At 63.8% G+C, this 24496-nt stretch carries 23 protein-coding genes, 2 tRNA genes and 2 rRNA genes; 19 read left to right on the top strand and 8 right to left on the bottom strand.

Annotation, left to right across the window (positions count from 1 at the left end):
* Positions 1-23: 23 nt before the first annotated feature.
* Positions 24-770 (bottom strand): IclR family transcriptional regulator, encoded by a 747-nt coding sequence (locus tag G5S35_RS19255; protein ID WP_065057746.1) that lies wholly within the window; start codon positions 768-770, stop codon positions 24-26.
* A gap of 118 nt (positions 771-888) precedes the next feature.
* Here G5S35_RS19255 and G5S35_RS19250 point away from each other — a divergent pair, with 118 nt between their 5' ends.
* Together G5S35_RS19250 and G5S35_RS19245 are read left to right on the top strand one after the other, a co-directional pair.
* Entirely contained in the window at positions 889-2076 is a 1188-nt protein-coding gene (locus tag G5S35_RS19250) for a fumarylacetoacetate hydrolase family protein (RefSeq protein ID WP_183038863.1), read from the top strand.
* A 167-nt stretch (positions 2077-2243) separates the two neighbouring features.
* Complete coding sequence (locus tag G5S35_RS19245; RefSeq protein WP_065057748.1) at positions 2244-3419, top strand: pyridoxal phosphate-dependent aminotransferase; 1176 nt, start codon at positions 2244-2246, stop codon at positions 3417-3419.
* A 40-nt stretch (positions 3420-3459) separates the two neighbouring features.
* Here G5S35_RS19245 and G5S35_RS19240 read toward each other — a convergent pair whose 3' ends face one another.
* Genes G5S35_RS19240 through G5S35_RS19230 form a run of 3 tightly spaced genes read right to left on the bottom strand, consistent with a single transcriptional unit; the run spans position 3460 to position 4634 of the window.
* A complete protein-coding gene (locus G5S35_RS19240; RefSeq protein WP_234775092.1) occupies positions 3460-3873 on the bottom strand; it encodes an NUDIX domain-containing protein in 414 nt (137 codons plus the stop codon).
* 20 nt (positions 3874-3893) lie between these two features.
* The gene (locus G5S35_RS19235; RefSeq protein WP_065057749.1) at positions 3894-4127 is read right to left on the bottom strand and encodes a hypothetical protein; all 234 of its coding nucleotides are present in this window, start codon (positions 4125-4127) and stop codon (positions 3894-3896) included.
* 42 nt (positions 4128-4169) lie between these two features.
* A complete protein-coding gene (locus G5S35_RS19230; protein WP_080180309.1) occupies positions 4170-4634 on the bottom strand; it encodes an Lrp/AsnC family transcriptional regulator in 465 nt (154 codons plus the stop codon).
* Between the two features lie 136 nt (positions 4635-4770).
* Between G5S35_RS19230 and G5S35_RS19225 the strand changes: the two genes are divergently transcribed.
* On the top strand, positions 4771-5397 hold the full coding sequence (locus G5S35_RS19225) for a LysE family translocator (RefSeq protein WP_065057751.1): 627 nt from the start codon (positions 4771-4773) through the stop codon (positions 5395-5397).
* 44 nt (positions 5398-5441) lie between these two features.
* On the opposite strand, the gene G5S35_RS19220 is transcribed toward G5S35_RS19225, so the two are convergent.
* Together G5S35_RS19220 and G5S35_RS19215 are read right to left on the bottom strand one after the other, a co-directional pair.
* The gene (locus G5S35_RS19220; protein WP_065057752.1) at positions 5442-5948 is read right to left on the bottom strand and encodes a DUF1993 domain-containing protein; all 507 of its coding nucleotides are present in this window, start codon (positions 5946-5948) and stop codon (positions 5442-5444) included.
* A 102-nt stretch (positions 5949-6050) separates the two neighbouring features.
* On the bottom strand, positions 6051-6458 hold the full coding sequence (locus G5S35_RS19215; RefSeq protein WP_183038862.1) for a hypothetical protein: 408 nt from the start codon (positions 6456-6458) through the stop codon (positions 6051-6053).
* A 79-nt stretch (positions 6459-6537) separates the two neighbouring features.
* On the opposite strand from G5S35_RS19215, the gene G5S35_RS19210 reads away from it, so the two are divergent.
* From G5S35_RS19210 to G5S35_RS19200, 3 genes are all read left to right on the top strand, one after another.
* Complete coding sequence (locus G5S35_RS19210; protein ID WP_065057766.1) at positions 6538-7041, top strand: hypothetical protein; 504 nt, start codon at positions 6538-6540, stop codon at positions 7039-7041.
* Positions 7042-7400: 359 nt separating this feature from the next.
* On the top strand, positions 7401-7685 hold the full coding sequence (locus tag G5S35_RS19205; protein ID WP_065057753.1) for a hypothetical protein: 285 nt from the start codon (positions 7401-7403) through the stop codon (positions 7683-7685).
* 261 nt (positions 7686-7946) lie between these two features.
* A complete protein-coding gene (locus tag G5S35_RS19200) occupies positions 7947-9137 on the top strand; it encodes a L,D-transpeptidase (protein WP_080180310.1) in 1191 nt (396 codons plus the stop codon).
* A 93-nt stretch (positions 9138-9230) separates the two neighbouring features.
* On the opposite strand, the gene G5S35_RS19195 is transcribed toward G5S35_RS19200, so the two are convergent.
* Positions 9231-10136: a DMT family transporter gene (locus tag G5S35_RS19195; protein ID WP_080180311.1), complete on the bottom strand. Its 906-nt coding sequence runs from the start codon at positions 10134-10136 to the stop codon at positions 9231-9233.
* Positions 10137-10453: 317 nt separating this feature from the next.
* On the bottom strand, positions 10454-12028 hold the full coding sequence (locus tag G5S35_RS19190) for an ABC1 kinase family protein (RefSeq protein ID WP_183038861.1): 1575 nt from the start codon (positions 12026-12028) through the stop codon (positions 10454-10456).
* Between the two features lie 236 nt (positions 12029-12264).
* Here G5S35_RS19190 and G5S35_RS19185 point away from each other — a divergent pair, with 236 nt between their 5' ends.
* The 13 genes from G5S35_RS19185 to G5S35_RS19125 all read left to right on the top strand — a co-directional run bounded on the left by G5S35_RS19185 (position 12265) and on the right by G5S35_RS19125 (position 24459).
* Positions 12265-13020 carry a DeoR/GlpR family DNA-binding transcription regulator gene (locus tag G5S35_RS19185; RefSeq protein WP_065057756.1) on the top strand — a complete coding sequence of 252 codons (756 nt, stop codon included), beginning with the start codon at positions 12265-12267 and terminating at the stop codon, positions 13018-13020.
* Positions 13021-13312: 292 nt separating this feature from the next.
* Positions 13313-13522, top strand: coding sequence for a hypothetical protein (locus G5S35_RS19180; protein ID WP_080180313.1), 210 nt, complete (start codon positions 13313-13315; stop codon positions 13520-13522).
* A gap of 1 nt (position 13523) precedes the next feature.
* Positions 13524-14609: a 2-aminoethylphosphonate ABC transporter substrate-binding protein gene (gene phnS / locus G5S35_RS19175; protein WP_080180314.1), complete on the top strand. Its 1086-nt coding sequence runs from the start codon at positions 13524-13526 to the stop codon at positions 14607-14609.
* Positions 14610-14711: 102 nt separating this feature from the next.
* Positions 14712-15791, top strand: coding sequence for a 2-aminoethylphosphonate ABC transport system ATP-binding subunit PhnT (gene phnT / locus G5S35_RS19170; RefSeq protein ID WP_110329961.1), 1080 nt, complete (start codon positions 14712-14714; stop codon positions 15789-15791).
* On the top strand, positions 15769-16701 hold the full coding sequence (locus tag G5S35_RS19165; RefSeq protein WP_065057759.1) for a 2-aminoethylphosphonate ABC transporter permease subunit: 933 nt from the start codon (positions 15769-15771) through the stop codon (positions 16699-16701). The genes phnT and G5S35_RS19165 overlap by 23 nt, the downstream gene beginning before the upstream one ends.
* Positions 16691-17566, top strand: coding sequence for a 2-aminoethylphosphonate ABC transport system, membrane component PhnV (phnV, locus tag G5S35_RS19160; RefSeq protein ID WP_080180319.1), 876 nt, complete (start codon positions 16691-16693; stop codon positions 17564-17566). Before G5S35_RS19165 ends, phnV begins: the two co-directional genes overlap by 11 nt.
* Before the next feature lie 181 nt (positions 17567-17747).
* A complete protein-coding gene (locus tag G5S35_RS19155; RefSeq protein ID WP_237181453.1) occupies positions 17748-18368 on the top strand; it encodes a GntR family transcriptional regulator in 621 nt (206 codons plus the stop codon).
* A gap of 84 nt (positions 18369-18452) precedes the next feature.
* On the top strand, positions 18453-19007 hold the full coding sequence (locus tag G5S35_RS19150; protein ID WP_080180316.1) for a phosphonate degradation HD-domain oxygenase: 555 nt from the start codon (positions 18453-18455) through the stop codon (positions 19005-19007).
* Entirely contained in the window at positions 19004-19312 is a 309-nt protein-coding gene (locus tag G5S35_RS19145; protein ID WP_183038860.1) for a hypothetical protein, read from the top strand. The genes G5S35_RS19150 and G5S35_RS19145 overlap by 4 nt, the downstream gene beginning before the upstream one ends.
* 172 nt (positions 19313-19484) lie before the next feature.
* Positions 19485-21017, top strand: a 16S ribosomal RNA gene (locus G5S35_RS19140).
* A 65-nt stretch (positions 21018-21082) separates the two neighbouring features.
* Positions 21083-21159 (top strand) — tRNA-Ile (locus G5S35_RS19135).
* Between the two features lie 38 nt (positions 21160-21197).
* Positions 21198-21273: transfer RNA gene (locus G5S35_RS19130), tRNA-Ala, on the top strand.
* Positions 21274-21579: 306 nt separating this feature from the next.
* Positions 21580-24459, top strand: a 23S ribosomal RNA gene (locus G5S35_RS19125).
* The 16S and 23S rRNA genes sit together here with 2 tRNA genes alongside, the layout of an rRNA operon.
* The last annotated feature ends 37 nt before the right edge of the window (positions 24460-24496 follow it).

Raw genomic sequence — 24496 nt, 5'->3', positions numbered from 1 at the left:
CGCGGGCGGCGAGACCGCAGTGCTCAGAGCGATTTGCCGATGCGATGCGCCATCTCGACGATGGCGATCGCCATGCGCTTTTCGCGGCGTGCGTCGAGGCGTTCGAGCGGCAGACTCGTGCTGACCGCGACGCGCTTGCCGAGCACCGTCACGCCGACGAACGCGGCGAAGCAGGCGAGTCCCGCCGTGACTTCTTCGCGCTCCTGCGCGAGTCCCGAACGGCGCACCGCCGCGAGCGCGTGCAGCAGATCCTGACGCCGCGTGACGGTGTGGCTCGTCACCGCGGCGAGCTGCTTCGGCAGCAGGCGGGTGACTTCGTCGTCCGGAAGACTGGCGAGCAGCGCCTTGCCGAGCGCGCAGCAATGCGCGGGCAGCCGCGAACCGAGATCCGACACGAGCCGCACGGGACGCGCTGCATCTTCGCGCGCGATATAAACCACCTCCGCGCCGTCGAGCACGGCGAGTTGCACCACTTCGTTGTGCGTCGCCACGAAGGTCGCGGCCTCGCGCCGGAACACTTCCTGCAACTGATCGTGGCGCACGTAGGCGCTGCCCAGTTCGAAAAGCGTCACGCCGATGATGTAACCGTCGGCGCGTTTTTCGATCCAGCGGCGGCGTTCGAGCGAGTCGAGCATCAAATACAGCGTGCTGCGCGACAGGCCGGTTTGCTCCGCGATGGCGGCCGCGCGCACGGGCGACGGCGCGTGCGCGAGCACGTCGAGGATGTCGTGAATGCGCTTGAACGCGGGCACTTCGTAAGCTGACGTCATGATGCGGTGGCAAAGGTCATCCAACAGGTTGGAAATACTAACACCAGGTTAGACATCGATCACGCGCGATCCTACGATCGATGCTCCTCAACGACATTTTCGATACAGGTTGCTCGTCATGGCCAATTTGTCAGTTTCGGATTTCCTGCCCGCCGATCTCGAACAGGCGCTGCTGGTCGGGCGCGTCTGGCGGCGCGACGGCGATCATGAAGGGCCGAGCGTCGTGGTCGTGCGCGACGGCCAGGTGTTCGACATCACGCGCACGGTGGCCACGACGGCGGACCTGTTCGATCGCGCCGATGCGGTCCAACTCGCGCGCACCGCGCCGGGCGCACTGCTGGGCGAGGTGACGGATCTGCTCGCGGCCAGTCTGCCGGGTGCGCCGAATGCCGACGCGCGGCTGCTCGCGCCGTGCGACGTGCAGGCGATCAAGGCGTGCGGCGTGACCTTCGCGGTGAGCCTGATCGAGCGCGTGATCGAGGAACAGGCGGGCGGCGACCGCGCCAAAGCCGCCGACGTGCGCGCGACCATCGCCGACCTGATCGGCAGCGATCTTTCGCAGATCGAGCCGGGCTCGGACGCGGCCATGCGGCTGAAAGCGGAGTTGCAGCGGCGCGGCGCGTGGTCGCAATATCTCGAAGTCGGAATTGGTACGGATGCCGAAGTATTTTCCAAATCGCAGCCGATGTCGGCGGTGGGGTTCGGCGCGGAGGTTGGCTTGCTGCGCGCGTCGGTCTGGAACAATCCCGAGCCGGAAATCGTGCTGGCGGTGAATGCGCGCGGCGAGATCGTGGGCGCGACGCTCGGCAACGACGTGAATCTGCGCGATATCGAAGGCCGTTCGGCGCTGCTGCTCGGCAAGTGCAAGGACAATAACGCGTCGTGTGCGATCGGTCCGTTCGTGCGCCTGTTCGACGAGCACTTCACGCTCGATTCGGTGCGCGCGGCGAGCGTGGCGCTGCGCGTCGAGGGCGACGACGACGGTTTCGTGCTCGACGGCGTGAGCCACATGAAGGAAATCAGCCGCGATCCGCAGCAACTCGTCGAGCAGACTTGCGGCAGGCATCATCAATATCCCGACGGCTTCATGCTGTTTCTCGGCACGATGTTCTCGCCGATCCAGGACCGCGATGCGCCGGGCTCGGGCTTCACGCATCATCTCGGCGATATCGTGACGATTTCGACGCCGCCACTCGGCGCGCTCGTCAACACGGTGAAGCTCAGCGACGAAATCGCGCCGTGGACGTTCGGCGTGCGCGCGCTGTACGCGAATCTCGCGGCGCGCGGCATTGCGCCCGCGAACTGATTTTGTCGTCGGCATAGCGGAAAACGCCGCGCGCATTTTTTCCGCGTGGCGATTCCTTGGTATCGTTGTGCTCGCGCCGGCAAGCGGCGCGCAGAACACACAACGCATACGAGACGGCGGCGGCGCGCAGGGGCGCGCGGCCGCTTCGTCGCAGGGAGTCGCGGACGATGAAGTTTTCGAATCTGGTCGAGCGGTTGCAGGGCCGGCGCACGTCGGCTTGGGAAATCCATCATGCCGCGCAGCAGGCGGTCGGGCGCGGCGAGGACGTGATCATTCTGAGCGTCGGCGATCCTGACTTCGCCACGCCGGCTCCTATCGTCGAGCGCGCCGTCGCGGCGCTGCGCGAAGGCGATACGCACTACACGTCGATCATGGGTCGCGAGCCCTTGCGCGAAGCCATCGCGCGCATGCAGCGCGAGTCGGGTGCGCGCGAGGTTGGCCCGCAAAACGTGATGCTTTGCGCGGGCGCGCAGAACGGGTTGTTCGCGTCGTCGCTCTGTTTATGCGAGGCGGGTGACGAAGTGCTCGTGCCCGAGCCGATGTATCTGACCTACGAGGCGGCGATCCGCGCGTCGGGCGCGACGCTCGTGCCGGTTCCCGTCGATCCCGAACGCGGTTTTCATCTCGATTGCGATGCGCTGGAAGCCGCCGTCACGCCGCGCACGCGGGCGATTTTCTTCGCCACGCCGTGCAATCCGACCGGCGCGGTGATGCCGCGCGACCATCTCGAACGCATCGCGCAACTCGCGCAGCGCCACGATCTCTGGGTGGTTTCCGACGAGGTGTACGCCGATCTCACGTTCGAGCGCGAGCATGTGAGCATCGCCACGCTCGACGGCATGGCGGAGCGGACCGTCACGCTCGGCAGTCTGTCGAAATCGCATGCAATGCCGGGCTGGCGGCTGGGTTGGGTGATCGCGCCCGAAACGCTGATCGGCCATCTCGGCCGTCTCGCGCTCTGCATGTTCTATGGGCTGCCGGGCTTCATCCAGCAGGCGGCGCTCACGGCGCTGGAGGAGCGCGCGCACGTGGTGGCGGAGATGCGCGCGATTTATCGGCGCAGGCGCGATCTCGTGTACGCGCATTTGAGCGGCGTGCCCGGCCTGCGCTGTCTGTTGCCGGAGGCGGGCATGTTCATGATGATCGACGTGCGCGGCACCGGCCTCGATCCGCACGCATTCACGTGGCAGTTGTTCGAGGCGCAGAAGGTGTCGCTGCTCGATGCGAGCGCGTTCGGCGATACCGCGAGCGGCTATGTGCGGCTCGGTTTCGTGGTCGACGATGCGCGGCTCGTCGAAGGCTGCGAGCGGATCGCGGCCTTCGTGCGGCAGTTGGGCGCTTGATTACGTCAGCGCTTGAGCGTTTGAACCTGGCAGCGCGGCGTTAGCGCGCTTCGAAGTACAGCCGCGTCGGTTCGAAGAGGTTGGGCGGCAGCGTGTCGCGCGTGAACCAGGCCCAGCGCGCGCACTTCTCCGGTTCGGCGACGACCGGCGTGCCGTCGGCCTCGCCTTCGACGAACAGCGTGACGTGGCGCACGCGGCCCGTTTCGAGCCAGCCGCTCGCCCACTGCGTGCCGCGTGCCGCCCGCAGTTCAAGGCCGGTCTCTTCGAGCAGTTCGCGCGCCGCGGCGTCGAGCGGATCTTCGCCGGTTTCGACCTTGCCGCCAGGGAATCCCCAGGTATCGAAGCCCCAGCGGCTTTGCCGAAGTCCGAGCAGCCATGCGCCGTCGCGCTGGACGACGACACCGGCGCCCAGCACCGTGACGACCGGCATCGCCGGCTTGGCGTCTTGCGTCATGCGTTCATGCCTGTGTGCTATTAGCGATTGCCGTCGAGCAGGTCGTTCAGCAGTTCGTCGAAGGCCGCCTGGGCGTCTTCGAGTTCTTGCAGCGCGGCGTCGAACGCCGTCAACGCGAATTGCGACGGACGGCCTTCGCCCTCGGGCGGAAACTGCGTTTGCAAGGCGTTGAAGGCCGTTTTCACGCGCTGGGTGGCGGTCAGCACGCGGTCCATCGCGGCGGATTCTTCGGCTCGCGCCTGTTCTGGGGTCATCGATAGCTCCGGTTCGAAAAGTAAAAGAGGGGCGTCAGGCATTCAGGGCAGGGGCAAGCTGCCCTCGGACTTCACTTCGCGCATCGACAGCGCCGATTCGACCGAGGTCACGCCCGGCAACGAACGCAGTTCGTCGCGCATGAAGGTGCCGTAGTCGTCGAGGTCGCGCGCGACGATCATCAAAATATAGTCCGCCGTGCCGGCGACGTTGTGACACGACAGTATCCGTTCGATCGCGCAGACTTCGCGCTCGAAACGGTCCGCGAGCGCGCGGTCGTGCACGGCGAAGCGCACCGACACGTAGGCGACCACGCCGTAGCCGAGCGCGCGGCGCGAGAGCATCGCGCGATAACGCTCGATGTAACCGTCCTGTTCGAGCCGCTTGAGACGGCGCGCGCAGGGCGTCTCGCTCAGACCGACGGTTTCGGCGAGCCGCGCGTTCGGCATTCTGCCGTCCGTTTGCAGCGCGCGCAGGATCGCGCGGTCCAGTTTGTCGAGGTCGCTCATGGCGAGTGGTGCCTTCCAGTGATGGATGGGTGAATTTTAGGGTAATCCACCCATCTATATGAATTTTCTCGACGATTACGCCAGAAATCACTCCATCGTTGGCGGCATCATAGAGCCTCTTTCAAGCGAGGCCATCATGATTTCCGCCCATTTGCTGCTCATGTTCATTGCTGCTCTGATCGTGGTCTGCGCGCTGCCCGGCGCGGACATGGCGCTCGTGATGCAGACCAGCATGAGCCGGGGCGCGCGCCGCGGCTTCGCGGCGGCCTGCGGGCTGGGTCTCGCGCGCGCCACGCACGTGACGCTCTCCGCCTGCGGCCTCGCGGCGCTGCTGCGCAACGCGCCGTGGCTTTATGAGGCGGTGCGCTACGCGGGGGCGCTGTACCTCACGTATATCGCGGTGCAGATTTTCCGCGCGCCGGTGTTCGCGCTGCCGGACGAGGCGGGCGGAACGGCCGCGCGGCCGATGCGCGCCGATTTCCTCAAGGGTCTGCTGACCAATCTGCTCAATCCGAAGGCGCTGCTGTTCTGCTCGGTGCTGCTGCCGCAGTTCCTTCGTCCGGAAGCCGGTTCCGTCTGGCTGCAGGTGCTCGAACTGGGCGTCGTGCTGGTGATCGTGTGCGCGATCTTCGACGTGATCTATGCGCTGGGCGCGGCGCGCATCGCCGTGTTGCTGCGCAAGCATCCGCTCGCGCAAACCGTGCAGAAGTGGGCGTTTTCTTCGGCCCTGATCGGTTTCGCGTTGCGCCTCTCGCTCGACTGATCGAGCGAAAAGCGCCTGCGGACGCTTGCCTGCGGACGCTCGCCTTAGCGGCCGCCGAGATAGTCGAGTTTGCCGATTTCGACGCCGTTGTGACGCAGGATGTCGTACGCGGTCGTCACGTGGAAGAAGAAGTTGGGCAGCACGAACGTGAGCAGATAGCTCAGGCCCGTGAACTCGATCGGGCCCGAACGCATCTTGAGCGTGATGGCCTTGTCTTCGCTGCCGTCGATCTGTTCGGGCTTGAACGTGTTCAGGTAGTCGATGGTCTTCTGGATGCGTGCGTGCAATTCGTCGAACGTCACTTCCACGTCGTCGAACTTCGGCGCTTCCACGCCCGCGAGACGGGCGGCGCAGCCCTTGGCCGTGTCGGTGGCGATATGAATCTGGCGCAGCAGCGGCAGCATGTCGGGGAACAGTCGCGCGCCGGTGAGCACCGTGGGGTCGATCTGCTTTTCCGCCGCGTGCGCCTGTGCCTTGCCGATGATCGTCTGCAGGTTGGCGAGGCCGCGCGTGAGCACGGGCACCGAAGCTTGATACAGGGTGATGGACATGGGGATTCCTCGTTTCTTCGCGTAATGGCGTTGCTTGATGTGGCTCGGTTGCGTTGCTTCGACGATGCCGCCTGAGCCGGGCCGAAGCCAGACGGCGAGTCATTATGCGCTATCGGGTATGACGCCGCCATCGACCGAACGGCCAGGCTTGCGCGATGACCCGGCAGGCATGAAAGTCAGTCTCGATGCCGCTTGAACGGCGCGCGGAAATGCGTCCGGCTTCGTCGCAATTGATTGGTTATGCGAACTAAAAAACGTCATTGAATTCGCAGACTTGGCGCGCCTCGCCGGTTTGGCCGGATCACTCGGCGGCGCCTCGCCGCGCGCCGTCGTGGTGAATCGGCGAAATATTGGGCCTTGCGGGTTTTCTATCGTTCGTAAAAAAGGGTTGTGGTGACGATTCACCACCTGAAAATTCGAATGTGTTTTAATTACCCGGCATTGACCATCCAATGCGCATCTTACGGCAGCGTAGATGCGCTGAACCATGAACGCAGAATTGGCAGACATATCTCGAGCCGTGCGTCGCATGGCGACGGGCGGCGCCCGTTGTGCGCACGCGCGACGCTCGCGCAACTGGACGCGTGCAGTGCACGGCCTGGTGCTGGCGGCTGCGGCAGGCGGCCTGCTCGGCAGCGCGCCCGCGCGCGCCCAGGACCCGCGTCTGCTCGACGCCCGGGTGACGCAGGACTCCGTCTCGGACACGATCTGCCGGACGGGTTACGCCGACAGCGTCGCGCCCCCGTTCGATCAGGCGATGGCGCTCAAGGCCCGCCTGCTCACGGCGCGCGGCATCGACGCCGAAGACGGCGTGACGTACGCACTCGACCGGCGCGTGCCGATCCTGCTGGGCGGTTCGCCAGACGCGTCCGCCAATTTCGATTTGCTGCCCTGGGGCGGCCACGCGGGCGAGCGCCGCAAGTCCTTGCTGACCGTGCGCCTCAAGCGCTGCGTCTGCGCGGGGCGCATCACGCTCTCCGAGGCGCAGGCGGCCATCGCGGGCAACTGGTCCCATCAGTACGATCAACTCACGCGCATGCAATGCGGCGCGGACGGCGACACGACGTCCGCGAGCCGCGACGACGCGCCTTGACCCTGCTTTCCCGATATCCCCGGCGATTTGCGCGGTGCGGTGGGGCGCGGTGCGGCGGTCATCTCATGCGGGCGCGCCGGATGACTCGAGGCCGTACACGGGCACGCCCATTGCGAAATATGGTCTGACGGATCGACGGTGCGCCGATTGACAATATGACGCAGCGCACACGTCGCCGAATGGGACTATCCTGACTGTGATCAATAAAAGGAGAGAGCAAAATGTTTGCGTCCAGCCTGTTGCTGCTTGCTGTTGCGGCCCTGCTTGGTCAGGCGGTTTGGACTCGCGCGAAGGCTCGTCCGAGCCTGCAACCCGTGCGCGTGCGCACGGATCGTACGCGCCGCCCCTGGTAAACCATCATGCACCTGACCGTCTGGAATGTGCCCGAGACCTGTAGCGAACAGGATGTGCGCGATTTTTTCGAGCGCGAACTCGGGCATTACGCCAAGAGCGTGACGGTGTACGACGCGGGTACGCCCAACGCGCACGCCGATCTCGAACTCGACTCCGAAGTGCCGTATGTCGGCGAAACCGTCGCGCGCGAGTTGCAAAGCCGCCGGCTCGCCGGTGTTGCGTTGCGCGTGAGCGCTGCGCCCTTTGAGAGCGAAGCCGACGACGAGCACCGCCGCCAGGCCGCGCCTTGATGTGGCAATGAACCGATCTCGCGCGTTGGCGTTCTTCGCTGCGCTATAGTCGGTCTTCTTCCTGTATTTCCGCACAAACGTCGCCGTATGGCGACGTTTTTGTTTGTGTCGCGGCTCAAGCGCTGAACAGTATGTCGCACCTGCGGCGGCTCGTGCCCTTTGTCTGGTTTAATGACGGGCGAAGCGGCTGCGGCACCGGAATTGCGGTGCCATGCCAGTTGCATCTACTTCAGTCAAAACGCATAAAGAGCCGGGTTCTCGATGAAATTCATACTGTCGCGCTGCGTGTCGGCGCGTCGTGCATGGCGCCTGGCCGTTTGCGCGGGTTGGGCGGGTTGGACGGTGGCGAGCGCCTGGGCGGCCGGTCCCGCCGCGGCCTCGGGGCCGCGCGTAACGTCGGGCGCGGTTCAGGCCGCACCCGCTTCCGCACCGCATTCCACTGCGCCCACGGCGGCGGCTTCCATGGCGCCTGCCGCGAGTGCCTTGATGGCTGCGAGCGCCGCGCATGCGGCGTCGGGTGCGCATGTCGCCGCAGCGAGCGCCGCAAGTGCGGCCAGCGCGGCTTCGGCGGCGAACGCGGCGGCCAGCGCGACTGCGAACGCGTCCGCGCCCGAGGCCGCCGGTCCCGCGCCGCTTGTCTTGCCCGAGCATCCGAAGCTCACGCCGGAGCAGGCCGCCGATGAAACCCGCCGCGCGCTCGCCTTGCGCGACGACTTTGCGCGCGAGGTGAAGCGCCGCCTGCGCGTGCCGCTTGCCGACCAGCGCGCTTATGGCCAGCGCCTGCAGGACGCCCTCGACGAAAAGGACCTCGGCGCGCTGGCGGGCGAATACGTCATCCTCGTTGATCGCAATGCGAACGTGCAGGCATTGTTCGTTTATTTTCGCGCCATGCCCGACGATCCCTGGCAGATGATCGGTGCGTCGCCGGTCGCGACCGGCCGTCCGGGCGAGTTCGATCACTTTCTCACGCCGCTTGGTGTGTTCAATCACACGCCGTCGAACATGGACTTCCGCGCGGAAGGCACGATGAACCAGAACGGCATTCGCGGCTACGGCGCGCGCGACATGCGCATCTACGATCTGGGCTGGGTCGATGGCGAGCGCGGCTGGGGCAAGGGCGGCGTGTCGCCGATGCGCTTCCAGATGCACGCGACCGATCCCGACCGCCTCGAGCCGCTGCTCGGCATCCGCCACTCGAAGGGCTGCGTGCGGATTCCGTCGACGCTGAATCGCTTTATCGACCATCACGGCATCATCGACGCCGAATATCAGGCGCTCGTCGAGTCGGGCAAGTCGCTCTGGGTGCTGCACTCGGACCGTCAGATCACGCCGTGGGCGGGGCGCTTTATCGTCGTGATCGATTCGGCGCGCAAGAAGCGGCCTGCCTGGGCGCCCGCGCCGGGCAGCAAGGCGCACGCGCAGGTGCCGAAGGGCGGCGATACGGCGGATTGAGGCGCTGAGGCGTCCGCCTGGGGACACGCGCGGCGCTGCGTCTTGCGGGCCGCGCGTGGTGTTGTCGGCCAGCGCTGACGTCACACGACGACGTCAGCCGCGTCGCGCGATCAGCACGCCCGCGAGCGCCACGCCGAAGCCCGCGATCTGGATCGGCGCGAGCGTTTCGCGGAACAGCAGCCAGCTTTCCAGCGCGGCGAGCGGCGGCGCGAGATAGAGCAGCGCCGTGGCGCGCGCGGCATCGCCGTGCCGCACCATCCAGACCAGCAGCGTCACGCCCGCGCCGGACAGCATCGCGATCCCCCACGCGAGCGATATCCACAAGGTCGCCGAGCCGATCCAGCGATGCTCGCCGAGCGCGAGCGCCAGCAGCGCCGCGACGATCGCCGCGCCCGCGTTCTGCACGGCGCTCGCGCTGCGGATATCGGCTTGGGCGAGCGACGTCTTCTGATAGAGCGTGCCCGCCGTGATCGCACCGACCGCGAGCACGGCGACAACCACCACCAGCAGCGGATTCGCGTGCGCGCCGGACAGATCGGCGTTGGCATTGGCGCTCACGCTGGCGTGCTGGAAGGCCGCGCTGAGCTTCGGCATCAGCACGAGCACGACGCCCGCGAGACCGAGCGACATGCCTTGCCAGCGCCGCGTCGAGATCCGCTCGCCGAACAGCGGCGCGGCGAGCGTGGCGGTCAGCAGCGGCTGCAGCGCGCCGAGCAGCGCCATCACGCCCGCGCTCAGCCCTTGCGCGACGGCCCAGTAACCCGCGCCCAGATACACGCCCTGCAGCAGCGCGCCCGCGAACAGATGCTTGCCGATTTCGCGTCCGCGCGGCCAGGGCGCGCGCATCGCCAGCGCGATGCAGGCGAACAGCGCGGCCGTGCCCGCGAAGCGCGCGAGCAGGAACAGGTTGGGATCGGCGTAGGGCGCAATGGCGCGGGCGACGACGAAACCCGTCGACCACAAGGCGACGAAGAGGGCGGGAGCGAGCGAAGCGAGCATCGGTGAAGGGAGCGGGGAGCGCCGCGGGCGGCGCGTCGGGGTTCGAAAGGCCCGGAGTATCGCGCGGTGCGGCAGCGGCGGTCTTGTTCAGGACTGCATTGGTGGTTTTCGCGCGACGCGTGGCGAGTGGGTTTGAATCGCAACTAACAGCCAAGGGTCTGCACGGCGCGGCGGGGCAGAGCCGTTAGCGCGGGCGCTGATTCCGCGGCAAGCGACGTTTGAATGCGCGATCAGAGTGAACGAGAGTGAACGCGAAGGAGCGCGTGGGAACGCGTCAGCGTGTGCGTCCGGACGCGCTTCCGGCAATCCGCAAGAAACTAGAAAGAAACCAGCGTCGCAGCCACGCCGATGAACACGCCGCTCACGGCACACGCAATCAACAGCGCGCGCGTGCGCCGATGTTCACGGCGCAGCGACTCCAGAATCCCCGCTGATGTCCCTGCGTGCGCACCGGGCTGTCCATGCGCGACGTTCGCGTGCCGGTTCATGAAGTGATAAACAAGCTGCGGCACGCGCGGCGCGATCTGCGCGAGATGCGGCAGTTCCTGGGAAAGCCGCTTGATCCAGCCGTGATGGCCGAGATCGCGCCTCGCGATATCGCCGAGCGTCGTTTTGGCGATGCTCCACGCATCGACATCCGGATGCATCGTGCGCGCAAGCGTCTCGGCCTCGCCGAAGGCGCGCTGCGCGGCGGCAAGACGCGGCGACACCTCGCCGCCAAACGGCTGCACCGCATGCAGCAGATGATGAAACAGCGCACCCGCGCTGCGCTCGCTCGAATCGTCGGCGAAATGCGCTTCGCTGCGTGTGCGCAGTTCGGCTTCGATACGCTCGGTGCGCGCGTGCGCCGGCACGTGGCCCGCGTGGTGATGCAGTTCCGCGAGCCGCGCGTAGTCCTGTTCGAACAGCGCTGTCGCGCCATGCACGAAGAACTCGCGTTCGGGCGACGACAGGCTCGTCATCAGCGCGGCGCTGGCGAAGATCAGGCGTCCGCGCGTCTCGGGCTCGACGCTCACGGCGACGCGGCGCGCATCGAGCGCCGCATGAAAGAAGCCGTGCTCGAACGCCTGTTGCGTGACCACTTCGATCAGATGCGCGGCCACGCTCGCCGCGTTGATGCGATGCTCGGCGAGACCGATCACATCGGTTGCGCGCACCGTGTCGATATGCTGGACCACGAGCGTCTGCGCGGTGCACAGGTCCCAGATCACGTCGGGGACGAGCACGCGCGTGTCGTCGGCGAGATGGTGGCCGCTCTGGCTCAGGTTCGCGGCCTGGGCGCGCAGATCGAAGCGGCGTTGCAGATCCTCGCGCAGCGTTTGCGCGAGTGCGCGCAGTTGCAGCCGTCGCGCGCCGCTCGAGAGCCGTTCGAGCCAGCGCGCGACGCCGCACAGCAGCGCGGCGTCGTCGTCGACCTGCACGGTTTGCTGCGTGCGCAGCAGGCGCACCGTCACCAGCTGATGGCCGTTGATCGGCTGCGCGAGACGCGCGACGTGCGTCTGCTCGCACCAGCCGTTGTGGCATGGCGTGGGATCGATCCAGGCGAGCTGCGTCTGCACCGGCTTGCCGAAGGCGCGTTGCAGGGCCGCGTCGAGTTCGGCGCCGGTCAGCGGATCCTCGAAATGCTCGATGGCGTCGATCGCGTCGTGCAACGTGATGGTGGCGAGTTCGGGACGCGCGCTGAGCGTCTGCGCGAAGGCGCCCGCGATCGGCGCGAGCTTCGCCAGCACGCCGGACAGACGCGCGGCGAGGCGCTCGTCCTCGCGCATGCGCGCGGCAAGCGAGAGGATCCAGTGCAACTTGTGATGCTCGGGCGCCGCGAGCCAGATCAGTCTGATGCCGTAGCGCAGCGCGCAAAACAGGAGACGCAGTTGGCGAAGTCGTGCAAGCATGAAATCGGCTATCGACGAAACAGGGACCGTCCGGCGTCCGGACGGCCACACGAGATTAGCAGGGATGGCCGCGCGATGGCAGTGCCGGTTTTGCCAGGTGCGACGACATGGGCGAGGCGAGCGATGCGCCATGCGTGACGGATCGCGCCGGTGCGGCCCGGCCCGTCGCCGCACGGCCCCGTAATACAATACGGCGGCCTTTTCAGATTTCCACGCGCGCCGCGCGTCCCACCCAGATGCTCGCAGAACAACGTCACCAATACATCCTTACGCAAGTGAACCGGAACGGGGCGCTCTCGGTGGCGGATCTCGTGCGCGAGCTGCGCGTGTCGCGTGAAACCATCCGCCGCGATCTCAACACGCTCGCGGGCCGCGGACTGCTCGTCACCACACACGGCGGCGCGTTGTCGAGCGATCGCAGCGAGCCGGATCTCGATGTGCGCGAGGCCGCCAATGCCAGCGCCAAACGCGCGATCGGCGAGCGCGCAGCAGAGTTCGTGCCCGACGGCGCGTCCGTCATCATCGATTCGGGCAGTACGACGCATGCGCTCGCACGCGCGCTCACGGATCGCCATCGCCTCACGGTCTACACCAACGACTGGCGCATCGCGCTGCTGCTGGGTCGCCGCAACGAAAACCGCGTGACGCTGCTCGGCGGCGAACTGTCCGATCACGAAGAAGCCACCTTCGGCCTCGATACCGTGCAGCAGCTCTCGCAATATCACGCCGATTACGCCTTCGTCGGCGCGGGCGGCATCACGGCCGACGGCTGGCTCACCGATTACTCGCGCATGGTCTCCGAGGTGCGCAGCCGCATGCTGCTGGCGGCTGCCTGTGCGATCGTGGTCGCGGACCACTCGAAGTTCGGCCGCATGACGCCCGTGCGCATCAACGGCTTCGAACGCGCGCGCTACGTCATCACCGAACTCGCGCCGGACAAGACCGTCGCGCGCGCGATCGAAGCGCGCGGACCCGAACTCGTCATCGCCTGAACGCCGCCGCGTTTTCCTGTCCCGGCGCTTTCCTCGCCGCCCGTTTTTCCGCCTTGCCGCTGCGCCCCGTCTGACGCCGCGCGGTGCGCGCCACATCGCCTTTTCCGCCCTTCGATGGTGAGATTCACGCACTCGCGTGGGGATTCCGCACATCCGCCGATATGGGGATTTTTGGCGAATTGTGGAATTTTTTGACAAACGCCACAATCGTCATGGCCCTGTCACGAAAACCTGTGATTCTTGCCGGGCCCGTTCAGACGGGGCCGGCGCGCGACAGGGACGACCTCCCGGCGTGCTGTTCGGCCCGACGCACCGGAGCGGCGACGACGGATTGCAGACAATCTGCAATCCGCGCGGCGCACCGGTCGGGCAGGGCAGGCGGCGCAGTCCGCCGACGCTCGAGCGGATTGATTGCACGAACGATCATCCGGTCGACGACACGATCAACGACACATACGCATCGGGTATCCCCGAGCCACTGGTTTTTGCCTTCGGAGAGTGACATGAACCACAGGAATTCCCCTCGCGCCGGTTTTGCACGCAAGGCGCTGCCGATGCTGGTCGCCGCGACGTTGCTCCAGGGCGCCGCGATGAGCGCCCATGCCGCCGGCGCAGTCGTGCTGTACACGGCCGACGGCCTGGAAAATCTCTACCGCGACGTGCTGCCCGCTTTCGAGAAGCAGGAAGGCGTGAAGGTCAACATCGTGACGGCGGGCAGCGGCGAAGTTGTGAACCGCGCCAACGTCGAAAAGGATTCGCCCAAGGCCGACGTGATCGTCACGCTGCCGCCGTTCATCCAGCAGGCGCAGCAAAGCGGCCTGCTGCAGCCGTACCAGAGCGTGAACTACAAGAACGTGCCGGCCATCGCCAAGGCGACGGACGGTTCGTGGGCGACGTTCGTGAACAACTACTTCTCGTTCGCGATCAACCCCGACGTCGTCAAGAACCAGCCGAAGACCTTCGCCGACCTGCTGCATCCGGACTACTCAGGCAAGGTTGCGTACTCGAATCCGGCCACGGCCGGCGACGGCATGGCCGTGATCATCCTCACGACCTCGCTGATGGGCGAAGACAAGGCGTTCGACTATCTGAAGAAGCTCGAACAGAGCGCCAAGTTCCACACGAAGGGCACGGGCTACCTCGACGTGCTGCTCTCGCGTAACGAAATCTCGGTGGCCAACGGCGACCTGCAGATGGATCTCGACGACGCGGCCAACGGCGGTCTCTCGCTCAAGCCGATCTTCCTCGCCGCCGACGCGAACGGCCATCCGACCACGTTCCAGCTGCCGTACGCGATCGGCCTGATCAAGAACGGTCCGAACCAGGCGGAAGGCAAAAAGCTGATCGACTATCTGATGTCGACGGACGTGCAAGCGAAGGTGCCGGACATCTTCGGCATTCCGGGCCGCACGGACGTGGCGCTGTCGGGCAAGAACGGCGCGGCCGTCAAGCAGGCGATCGAGGGCGTCAAGCTGATTCCGGTCGACTGGAACCAGGTCATGGCGAAGAAGGCCGACTGGACCACGCGCTGGAAGAACGATGTGATCGGCTCGTCGGGCAAGCAGATCGAAGTCGTCAAGCCGAAGTGAGCAGGCTCGTTGCGCGCGGCCGCCTCGCGTGGCCGCGCGCGCCTGCATCGAGTCATACGTGGAGATGAACCGGTGAATACCGCAACCCTGGCGTCGGCCGAGATGGCCCGCGCGATGCCGGATGTGTCCGGTCTAAGCGATACGGCGGGCGCGCACGGCGCGGCCGGCGTGCAGATCGATCGTCTGAGCGTGCGGTTCGGCGCGCGCACGGTGCTGAACGACCTTTCGCTCACGATCCGGCGCGGCGAACTGCTGACCGTGCTGGGCCGCAGCGGCTGCGGCAAGACCACCTTGCTGCGCTTCATCGCGGGTTTTATCGAAGCCGACGGGCTGGCGGGCACGCTGACCGTCGCCGGCCGCGATCTGACGCATGTGCCGCCGCATCAGCGCAATCTCGGGCTGCTGTTCCAGAGCTATGCGCTGTTCCCGCATCTGTCGGTGTTCGAGAACGTCGCGTTCGGGCTGAAGGCGCGCCGCGTGCCGTCGCGCGAGATCGCGCGCCGCGTGGCCGACGCGCTCAAGCTCGTGCAACTCGGCGATCAGGGCCACGTGATGCCCGCGCAACTCTCGGGCGGCATGCAGCAGCGCGTGGCGCTGGCGCGCGCGCTCGTGATCGAGCCGGACGTGCTACTGCTCGACGAACCGCTTTCGGCGCTCGACGCCAATCTGCGCGCGTCGGTGCGCAGCGAACTCAAGGCGCTGCACGAGCGTCTGCCCGACCTGACGATCGTCTGTGTGACGCACGATCAGGACGACGCGCTGGTGCTCTCCGACCGCACGCTGCTGATGCGTGACGGCCGCATCGCGCAGCTCGGCACGCCGCAGGAACTCTACGACACGCCGAACGACGCCTACGTCGCGCGTTATCTGGGCGCGGCGAACCTGCTGCCGCCGGGCGTGGCGTTCCCGGTCGGCGACGCGCGTCACGACGTGCGCGACAAGCTCGCCTGCCTGCGTCCCGAAAGCCTGCGCATCGTGCCGCTCGGCGAAGGGCAGTTGCACGGCACGATCGAATCGGTCGAATGGTATGGCTCGGTGCTGTCCGTGCCGGTGCTGCTCGACGCGATGCCGAACGAACCGGTGCTCGTCACCCTGCAGCGCGGCCACGGCATCACGCCGGAAAAAGGCATGCGCGTCTCCCTGCGTTACGAGGCTGACGATGTCGTCCTTATCAACCCCTGATTCGAGTGCGGCCGCCGCCGCGCCGTTCGACCTGCCGGGTGCTCAGGCGCACACGGCCGCCGTGCGCCGCCGCGAGCGCCGCGCGCAGTGGCACATCGCGTTTCTGCTGGTGTTCGTGCTCGGGCCGCTGGTGGTCTATCCGCTCGTGCGTCTCGTGCTGCTGAGCCTCACGGGCGCGCACGGTCTCGGCTTCGGCGCTTACGCGAGCTTCTTCGGCAATCCCGATTCGCGCGGCGTGATCGGCACGACGCTGTGGATCCTGTTCCTGAGCGCAGGCCTCGCCTCGCTGCTCGGCGTGGCGATCGCGGCGATGTTGTTCTTCAAGCCGTTTCCGGGCGCGCAGCTCGTCACGCGTTTTCTCGAACTGTTCGTGGCGTTCCCGTCGTTTCTCGTCGCGTTCACGCTGATCTTTCTGTACGGCTCGCAGGGCTCGGTGAGCATCGGCTTGCAGCGCCTGTTCCATCTGCAGTCGCCGCCGCTCGACTTTCTGTTCGGCATTGGCGGCGTGGTGCTCGCGGAAGTCGTGTTCTATGCGCCCTTCGTGGTGCGTCCGACGCTCGCCGCGTTCTCGCTGCTCGACATGCGGCTGATCGAAGCCGCGCGCAGTCTCGGCGCGAACAACCGCATGGTCGCCGCGCGCGTGATCCTGCCGCTCGCGTGGCCGGGCATCGCCGCCGGCACGATCCTGTGTTTTCTGCTGACGTTCAACGAGTTCGGCATTCTGCTCGTGCTCGGCAGCGCGCATCTCGTCACGCTGCCCGTCGCGATCTATAGCTCGGCAACCGTCGATCTCGACCTGCCGACCGCCGCCGCGGGCGCGGTCGTGATGCTGGCGATGTCGCTGTCACTGTATGCGCTGTACCGGCGCGTGAATCGACGCAGTCATGGAGGCGCGCGCAATGTCAACTAATCCGGTTAGCGAAGGCGCGAGCGTCGCGCTGCCGCCGAAGCATCGACGCGCGCGGCCTGTCGAACGCAGTTTCGCGTCGCGCCTCGCGGGCGGCCTGCTGGTCGCGTTCGCCGCGCTGCTGTGCTTCTGGCTGTTCGTGTTGCCGGTGATCGTCGTCGCGCTGTCGAGCGTGGCGTCGCACTGGTCGGGCACGATCCTGCCCGACGGCTACAGCACGCGCTGGTTCGAGCGGCTCGGTTCGACCGATTTCGATGCGCTCGTCACGAGTCTCGAAGTGGGCTTCGGCGTGGCCGTGCTCGGCACGGCGCTCGGCTTGTGGCTCGCACTGGCGCTCGAAGGGCGCGATCGCAAGGGGCTTGGGGCCGTTGTCGATACGCTCGCGATGGTGCCTAACGGCGTGCCGAGCGTGGTGCTCGGTCTTGCGGTGCTGATCGCGTATCACAAGGCGCCCGTGGATCTGTCGAGTTCGGCGGCCATCGTGGTGTTCGTGCAGCTCGCGCTGGTGTTGCCGTTCTGTTATCGCTGCGCGTCGGCGGCGCTGCGTCCCGAGCTGACGGTGCTGCGCGAAGCGGCCGCGAGTCTCGGCGCGCCGCCGGCGATGGTGCTGCGCCGCGTGGTGCTGCCGCAGCTCGTGCCGGCGATCCGCGCGAGTCTCGCGCTGGGTTTTGCGCTCTCGCTCGGCGAACTGGGCGCGACGCTCACGGTGTATCCGCCGGGATTCCAGACGGTGCCGATCGTCGTGGTTGGTGCGGTCGAGCGCGGGTATTACCTGCCGGCGTCGGCGTTGTCGCTGATCTTGCTGATCGTGTCGCTGGCGGCGCTGCTGCTGATCGCGGCGCGCGTGCCGCGCCGCCGCGCGGCTTGACGCGAGGGATGCGATGGATGCGCTGTGGCTCGACGCGCCCGACAGGCACAGCGGACGCGATGCAAGGGAACGACGCGAAGTGGGTGACGAGGACGAGGCGAGCGTGTCGAAAGACAGACGCGATGAGGCGCAGGCGGAGTGGGGCGGCGGCGCTCAGACGCGATCGTCGTCCCGATCCGCGGTGACGACGCCGCTCGCGCTGCTGCGCCAGCACTCGCTGACCGATCTCGTGCGCGACGAGATCGAGCGCTGTATTGCGGCGGGGCAGCTCGAACCGGGCGCGAAGCTCGTCGAGGCCGATTGGGCGGCGCGCCTGCAGGTGTCGCGCGGACCGGTGCGCGAGGCGTTTCGCGCGCTTGAACAGGCCGGCCTCGTGCGCAATGAGAAACATCGCGGCGTGTTCGTGCGCCGCGTCTCGGGCGCGGAGGCGGGCGAACTCGCGGCGCTGTGTACGGTGCTCGAGGAAGCGGCGTGCCGCGCGCTGGCGGCGCGTATCGACGCGGCTCAGGTCGCCGATCTGCGCGCGCGGCTCGATCGCATGCGCGACACGCTGGCCCGCACCGACGACGCACTCTATGCGCAAGCGCGCGAGGCGTTCCGCGATGCACTGGTGGCCGCGGCGGGCAACGCGAAATTGCACGAGGCGTATCGGCGCGCGGTGCGCGAATGGCGGCTGTCGCCACGCGATGCGTTGACGGACGCGGCGCGCGAGCGCTCCTATGCGCGGCATCGGGCGATCCTCAATGCGCTTGCGTCGCGCGACGCCGAGGAAGCAGCCGCGTTGATGCGCGCGCAGGACTAGTTGTTATGTGTGTATGGAAGGCGATGGCGGCGCCGGTGTCGTCATCGTCGAGATCGAGGTTGGCGTGAAAAGAGGTGGAGAAGCATGGCACTGAGTCTGGACGATATCCGCAGCCTGTTCGAATCGCACGGCGAGCAGGCGTATAGCGGCGAGCCGGTGACGCAGCTCGAGCACGCGCTGCAGAGCGGTGCGCTGGCCGAGGAGGCGGGCGCGAACGAGGAACTGGTGGCGGCGGCCTTTCTGCACGACCTCGGGCATCTGCTGAATCATCAGGGCGAAACGCCGACCGAACGCGGCATCGACGACCTGCATCAATACTATGCGCTGCCCTTCCTGCGCCCGGTGCTGCCTGATGCGGTGCTGGAGCCGATCAAGCTGCACGTCGATGCGAAGCGCTATCTGTGCGCGACGGACGGCGCGTATTTCCGTTGCCTCTCGCCGGACTCGGTGCGCAGCCTGCAGCTGCAAGGCGGCATTTTCGATGTGGCGGCGGCACGCGAGTTCGCCGCGCGCCCTTACGCCGACGATGCGGTGCGCCTGCGCCGCTGGGACGATCTCGCCAAGGTGGCGGGAAAGCCGACGCCCGATCTCGATCACTATCTACGTATCGTCGAACGCGTGATGGCGCGCCACGCATGACATACCAAAAAATCCGCTTGCAATGTGTCATGCGTGTGACTAGAATTCGCCTCCTTCGCAATTCGATGTCACTGACACCGCAGCGCGAAGCCCGCGACGAAACGAGCGGGTTCGCAGGATCAGCAAGCTTTTTAAGCGGCGACGTAAAAAAAGATGTTGACGAAACGAAAAAGAGACTTCATAATCTCGTTTCTCTGCTGCTGACGCAGCAACGCAGCAAACGCCGGGTAGTACAGCGCACTACGGTGCGGCAGTCGAACCGGGCAGTTTGGGCGACGCGATCTTTAAAAATTTACAGCCGATAAGTGTGGGCGCTTGATAGGTGATGCGACCTGACTAGTTCTTCGGAGCCGGTCAGGAGAAGCAAAAGTATCAAGAGTCTCACACTAAAGTAAGTCAGGTTTTTGAAGTAATTCAGATACCTGTCAGCTTTGAGTGAGCGACCGGTTCGAGAGAACCGAAAACAGTAACAGGTTTAAACTGAAGAGTTTGATCCTGGCTCAGATTGAACGCTGGCGGCATGCCTTACACATGCAAGTCGAACGGCAGCACGGGTGCTTGCACCTGGTGGCGAGTGGCGAACGGGTGAGTAATACATCGGAACGTGTCCTGTAGTGGGGGATAGCCCGGCGAAAGCCGGATTAATACCGCATACGATCTACGGATGAAAGCGGGGGATCTTCGGACCTCGCGCTATAGGGGCGGCCGATGGCGGATTAGCTAGTTGGTGAGGTAAAGGCTCACCAAGGCGACGATCCGTAGCTGGTCTGAGAGGACGACCAGCCACACTGGGACTGAGACACGGCCCAGACTCCTACGGGAGGCAGCAGTGGGGAATTTTGGACAATGGGCGAAAGCCTGATCCAGCAATGCCGCGTGTGTGAAGAAGGCCTTCGGGTTGTAAAGCACTTTTGTCCGGAAAGAAATCCCTGGTCCTAATATGGCCGGGGGATGACGGTACCGGAAGAATAAGCACCGGCTAACTACGTGCCAGCAGCCGCGGTAATACGTAGGGTGCAAGCGTTAATCGGAATTACTGGGCGTAAAGCGTGCGCAGGCGGTGATGTAAGACCGATGTGAAATCCCCGGGCTCAACCTGGGAACTGCATTGGTGACTGCATCGCTTGAGTATGGCAGAGGGGGGTAGAATTCCACGTGTAGCAGTGAAATGCGTAGAGATGTGGAGGAATACCGATGGCGAAGGCAGCCCCCTGGGTCAATACTGACGCTCATGCACGAAAGCGTGGGGAGCAAACAGGATTAGATACCCTGGTAGTCCACGCCCTAAACGATGTCAACTGGTTGTCGGGTCTTCATTGACTTGGTAACGTAGCTAACGCGTGAAGTTGACCGCCTGGGGAGTACGGTCGCAAGATTAAAACTCAAAGGAATTGACGGGGACCCGCACAAGCGGTGGATGATGTGGATTAATTCGATGCAACGCGAAAAACCTTACCTACCCTTGACATGTACGGAATTCCGCTGAGAGGTGGAAGTGCCCGAAAGGGAGCCGTAACACAGGTGCTGCATGGCTGTCGTCAGCTCGTGTCGTGAGATGTTGGGTTAAGTCCCGCAACGAGCGCAACCCTTGTCCCTAGTTGCTACGCAAGAGCACTCCAGGGAGACTGCCGGTGACAAACCGGAGGAAGGTGGGGATGACGTCAAGTCCTCATGGCCCTTATGGGTAGGGCTTCACACGTCATACAATGGTCGGAACAGAGGGTTGCCAAGCCGCGAGGTGGAGCCAATCCCAGAAAACCGATCGTAGTCCGGATCGCAGTCTGCAACTCGACTGCGTGAAGCTGGAATCGCTAGTAATCGCGGATCAGCATGCCGCGGTGAATACGTTCCCGGGTCTTGTACACACCGCCCGTCACACCATGGGAGTGGGTTTTGCCAGAAGTGGCTAGTCTAACCGCAAGGAGGACGGTCACCACGGCAGGATTCATGACTGGGGTGAAGTCGTAACAAGGTAGCCGTATCGGAAGGTGCGGCTGGATCACCTCCTTTCCAGAGCTCACGCACTCGCGTATCAAAGCGCTCACACTTGTCGGCTGTAATAAAGACAGACTCAGGGGTCTGTAGCTCAGTCGGTTAGAGCACCGTCTTGATAAGGCGGGGGTCGATGGTTCGAATCCATCCAGACCCACCAACTGGTCTGACGGGCAGTTCCCTGAAGTATGCATGACTGGGGGATTAGCTCAGCTGGGAGAGCACCTGCTTTGCAAGCAGGGGGTCGTCGGTTCGATCCCGTCATCCTCCACCAATCCTCAATGCCTAGTGTCCGGTGAAACACAAGCCGGGTATTACGCATTGGCGATTGAGCCAGTCAGAGCGATGTGAGTAAAACCATGTCGGCTGTCGTTCTTTAACAATCAGGAAGAAGTAGTAAAGAGATTCATCTGAAAGCACTTAGAGATGGGTGCAAGTAAGTGAATCAGGGTTGTGATTGTATCAATGTATTTTTAAGTGATCGAAAGATTGCCTTGAAATACGGCGCAACACGAATACTCAACCTGTAGCGAGTGGATTGAGTGGTTCCTCCGGGGATCATGAGACACACCCGTTATAGGGTCAAGCGAACAAGTGCATGTGGTGGATGCCTTGGCGATCACAGGCGATGAAGGACGCGGTAGCCTGCGAAAAGCGGTGGGGAGCTGGCAAACAAGCTTTGATCCACCGATATCCGAATGGGGAAACCCACTCCGTATGGAGTATCCATGACTGAATACATAGGTCATGCGAAGCGAACGCGGCGAACTGAAACATCTAAGTAGCCGCAGGAAAAGAAATCAACCGAGATTCCCAAAGTAGTGGCGAGCGAAATGGGATCAGCCTGTACTCTTTATCTTCGTTGTTAGCCAAACGCTCTGGAAAGTGCGGCCATAGTGGGTGATAGCCCCGTAGGCGAAAACAGCGAGGAAGAACTAGGTGTACGACAAGTAGGGCGGGACACGTGAAATCCTGTCTGAAGATGGGGGGACCATCCTCCAAGGCTAAATACTCGTGATCGACCGATAGTGAACCAGTACCGTGAGGGAAAGGCGAAAAGAACCCCGGGAGGGGAGTGAAATAGATCCTGAAACCGCATGCATACAAACAGTCGGAGCCTCGCAAGGGGTGACGGCGTACCTTTTGTATAATGGGTCAGCGACTTACATTCAGTGGCAAGCTTAACCGAATAGGGCAGGCGTAGCGAAAGCGAGTCCGAACAGGGCGTTCAGTCGCTGGGTGTAGACCCGAAACCAGGTGATCTATCCATGGCCAGGTTGAAGGCACGGTAACACGTGCTGGAGGACCGAACCCACTAACGTTGAAAAGTTAGGGGATGAGCTGTGGATAGGGGTGAAAGGCTAAACAAACCTGGAAATAGCTGGTTCTCTCCGAAAACTATTTAGGTAGTGCCTCGTGTATCACCTTCGGGGGTAGAGCACTGTCATGGTTGATGGGTCCATTGCGGATTACGTCGCCATAGCAAACTCCGAATACCGAAGAGTGCAATCACGGGAGACAGACATCGGGTGCTAACGTCCGGTGTCAAGAGGGAAACAACCCAGACCGCCAGCTAAGGTCCCCAAATATGGCTAAGTGGGAAACGAAGTGGGAAGGCTAAAACAGTCAGGAGGTTGGCTTAGAAGCAGCCACCCTTTAAAGAAAGCGTAATAGCTCACTGATCGAGTCGTCCTGCGCGGAAGATGTAACGGGGCTAAGCCATATACCGAAGCTGCGGATGCACATTTATGTGCATGGTAGGAGAGCGTTCTGTAAGCCTGCGAAGGTGCGTTGAAAAGCGTGCTGGAGGTATCAGAAGTGCGAATGCTGACATGAGTAGCGATAAAGGGGGTGAAAGGCCCCCTCGCCGTAAGCCCAAGGTTTCCTACGCAACGTTCATCGGCGTAGGGTGAGTCGGCCCCTAAGGCGAGGCAGAAATGCGTAGCTGATGGGAAGCAGGTCAATATTCCTGCACCATTGTTGAATGCGATGGGGGGACGGATCGCGGAAGGTTGTCCGGGTGTTGGAAGTCCCGGTCCTTGCATTGGAGAAGGCGCTTTGGCAAATCCGGGCGCGGAATTCAAGGGTGCGAGGCCATGCTCTTCGGAGCAGAAGCAACTGGAAGTGGTTCCAAGAAAAGCCTCTAAGCTTCAGTTCAACAGTGACCGTACCGCAAACCGACACAGGTGGGCGAGATGAGTATTCTAAGGCGCTTGAGAGAACTCGGGAGAAGGAACTCGGCAAATTGGTACCGTAACTTCGGGATAAGGTACGCCCTTGTAGCTTGACTGGCCTGCGCCAGGAGGGTGAAGGGGTTGCAATAAACTGGTGGCTGCGACTGTTTAATAAAAACACAGCACTCTGCAAACACGAAAGTGGACGTATAGGGTGTGACGCCTGCCCGGTGCCGGAAGATTAAATGATGGGGTGCAAGCTCTTGATTGAAGTCCCGGTAAACGGCGGCCGTAACTATAACGGTCCTAAGGTAGCGAAATTCCTTGTCGGGTAAGTTCCGACCTGCACGAATGGCGTAACGATGGCCACACTGTCTCCTCCCGAGACTCAGCGAAGTTGAAGTGTTTGTGATGATGCAATCTCCCCGCGGCTAGACGGAAAGACCCCATGAACCTTTACTGTAGCTTTGCATTGGACTTTGAACCGGTTTGTGTAGGATAGGTGGGAGGCTGTGAAGTGTGGACGCTAGTCTGCATGGAGCCGTCCTTGAAATACCACCCTGATCTGTTTGAGGTTCTAACCTTGGTCCGTAATCCGGATCGGGGACAGTGCATGGTAGGCAGTTTGACTGGGGCGGTCTCCTCCCAAAGGGTAACGGAGGAGTACGAAGGTACGCTAGGTACGGTCGGAAATCGTGCTGATAGTGCAATGGCATAAGCGTGCTTGACTGCGAGACTGACAAGTCGAGCAGGTGCGAAAGCAGGTCATAGTGATCCGGTGGTTCTGTATGGAAGGGCCATCGCTCAACGGATAAAAGGTACTCTGGGGATAACAGGCTGATACCGCCCAAGAGTTCATATCGACGGCGGTGTTTGGCACCTCGATGTCGGCTCATCTCATCCTGGGGCTGTAGCCGGTCCCAAGGGTATGGCTGTTCGCCATTTAAAGAGGTACGTGAGCTGGGTTTAAAACGTCGTGAGACAGTTTGGTCCCTATCTGCCGTGGGCGCTGGATATTTGAAGGGACCTGCTCCTAGTACGAGAGGACCGGAGTGGACGAACCTCTGGTGTACCGGTTGTCACGCCAGTGGCATCGCCGGGTAGCTATGTTCGGAAGAGATAACCGCTGAAAGCATCTAAGCGGGAAACTCGCCTTGAGATGAGATATCCCCGGGGCTTCGAGCCCCTTGAAGGGTCGTTCAAGACCAGGACGTTGATAGGTCAGGTGTGGAAGCGCAGTAATGCGTTAAGCTAACTGATACTAATTGCCCGTAAGGCTTGATCCTATAACAGGTGTGTTTTGCGATGATCGTTAGTGCTTCA

The organism is Paraburkholderia tropica, assembly GCF_014171495.1.
In the GTDB taxonomy this organism is placed as follows: domain Bacteria; phylum Pseudomonadota; class Gammaproteobacteria; order Burkholderiales; family Burkholderiaceae; genus Paraburkholderia; species Paraburkholderia tropica.
Note: the sequence above shows the minus strand (reverse complement) of the source record. Positions and strands in the feature narration are given on the sequence as shown.

What these genes read in the sequence shown, in the direction of transcription:
- G5S35_RS19255 (WP_065057746.1), bottom strand. Translation starts at nt 770, where the DNA reads ATGACGTCAGCTTACGAAGTGCCCGCGTTCAAGCGCATTCACGACATC.
- G5S35_RS19250 (WP_183038863.1), top strand. Translation starts at nt 889, where the DNA reads ATGGCCAATTTGTCAGTTTCGGATTTCCTGCCCGCCGATCTCGAACAG.
- G5S35_RS19245 (WP_065057748.1), top strand. Translation starts at nt 2,244, where the DNA reads ATGAAGTTTTCGAATCTGGTCGAGCGGTTGCAGGGCCGGCGCACGTCG.
- G5S35_RS19240 (WP_234775092.1), bottom strand. Translation starts at nt 3,873, where the DNA reads ATGACGCAAGACGCCAAGCCGGCGATGCCGGTCGTCACGGTGCTGGGC.
- G5S35_RS19235 (WP_065057749.1), bottom strand. Translation starts at nt 4,127, where the DNA reads ATGACCCCAGAACAGGCGCGAGCCGAAGAATCCGCCGCGATGGACCGC.
- G5S35_RS19230 (WP_080180309.1), bottom strand. Translation starts at nt 4,634, where the DNA reads ATGAGCGACCTCGACAAACTGGACCGCGCGATCCTGCGCGCGCTGCAA.
- G5S35_RS19225 (WP_065057751.1), top strand. Translation starts at nt 4,771, where the DNA reads ATGATTTCCGCCCATTTGCTGCTCATGTTCATTGCTGCTCTGATCGTG.
- G5S35_RS19220 (WP_065057752.1), bottom strand. Translation starts at nt 5,948, where the DNA reads ATGTCCATCACCCTGTATCAAGCTTCGGTGCCCGTGCTCACGCGCGGC.
- G5S35_RS19215 (WP_183038862.1), bottom strand. Translation starts at nt 6,458, where the DNA reads ATGTCTGCCAATTCTGCGTTCATGGTTCAGCGCATCTACGCTGCCGTA.
- G5S35_RS19205 (WP_065057753.1), top strand. Translation starts at nt 7,401, where the DNA reads ATGCACCTGACCGTCTGGAATGTGCCCGAGACCTGTAGCGAACAGGAT.
- G5S35_RS19200 (WP_080180310.1), top strand. Translation starts at nt 7,947, where the DNA reads ATGAAATTCATACTGTCGCGCTGCGTGTCGGCGCGTCGTGCATGGCGC.
- G5S35_RS19195 (WP_080180311.1), bottom strand. Translation starts at nt 10,136, where the DNA reads ATGCTCGCTTCGCTCGCTCCCGCCCTCTTCGTCGCCTTGTGGTCGACG.
- G5S35_RS19190 (WP_183038861.1), bottom strand. Translation starts at nt 12,028, where the DNA reads ATGCTTGCACGACTTCGCCAACTGCGTCTCCTGTTTTGCGCGCTGCGC.
- G5S35_RS19185 (WP_065057756.1), top strand. Translation starts at nt 12,265, where the DNA reads ATGCTCGCAGAACAACGTCACCAATACATCCTTACGCAAGTGAACCGG.
- phnS (WP_080180314.1), top strand. Translation starts at nt 13,524, where the DNA reads ATGAACCACAGGAATTCCCCTCGCGCCGGTTTTGCACGCAAGGCGCTG.
- phnT (WP_110329961.1), top strand. Translation starts at nt 14,712, where the DNA reads ATGGCCCGCGCGATGCCGGATGTGTCCGGTCTAAGCGATACGGCGGGC.
- G5S35_RS19165 (WP_065057759.1), top strand. Translation starts at nt 15,769, where the DNA reads ATGTCGTCCTTATCAACCCCTGATTCGAGTGCGGCCGCCGCCGCGCCG.
- phnV (WP_080180319.1), top strand. Translation starts at nt 16,691, where the DNA reads ATGTCAACTAATCCGGTTAGCGAAGGCGCGAGCGTCGCGCTGCCGCCG.
- G5S35_RS19150 (WP_080180316.1), top strand. Translation starts at nt 18,453, where the DNA reads ATGGCACTGAGTCTGGACGATATCCGCAGCCTGTTCGAATCGCACGGC.
- G5S35_RS19145 (WP_183038860.1), top strand. Translation starts at nt 19,004, where the DNA reads ATGACATACCAAAAAATCCGCTTGCAATGTGTCATGCGTGTGACTAGA.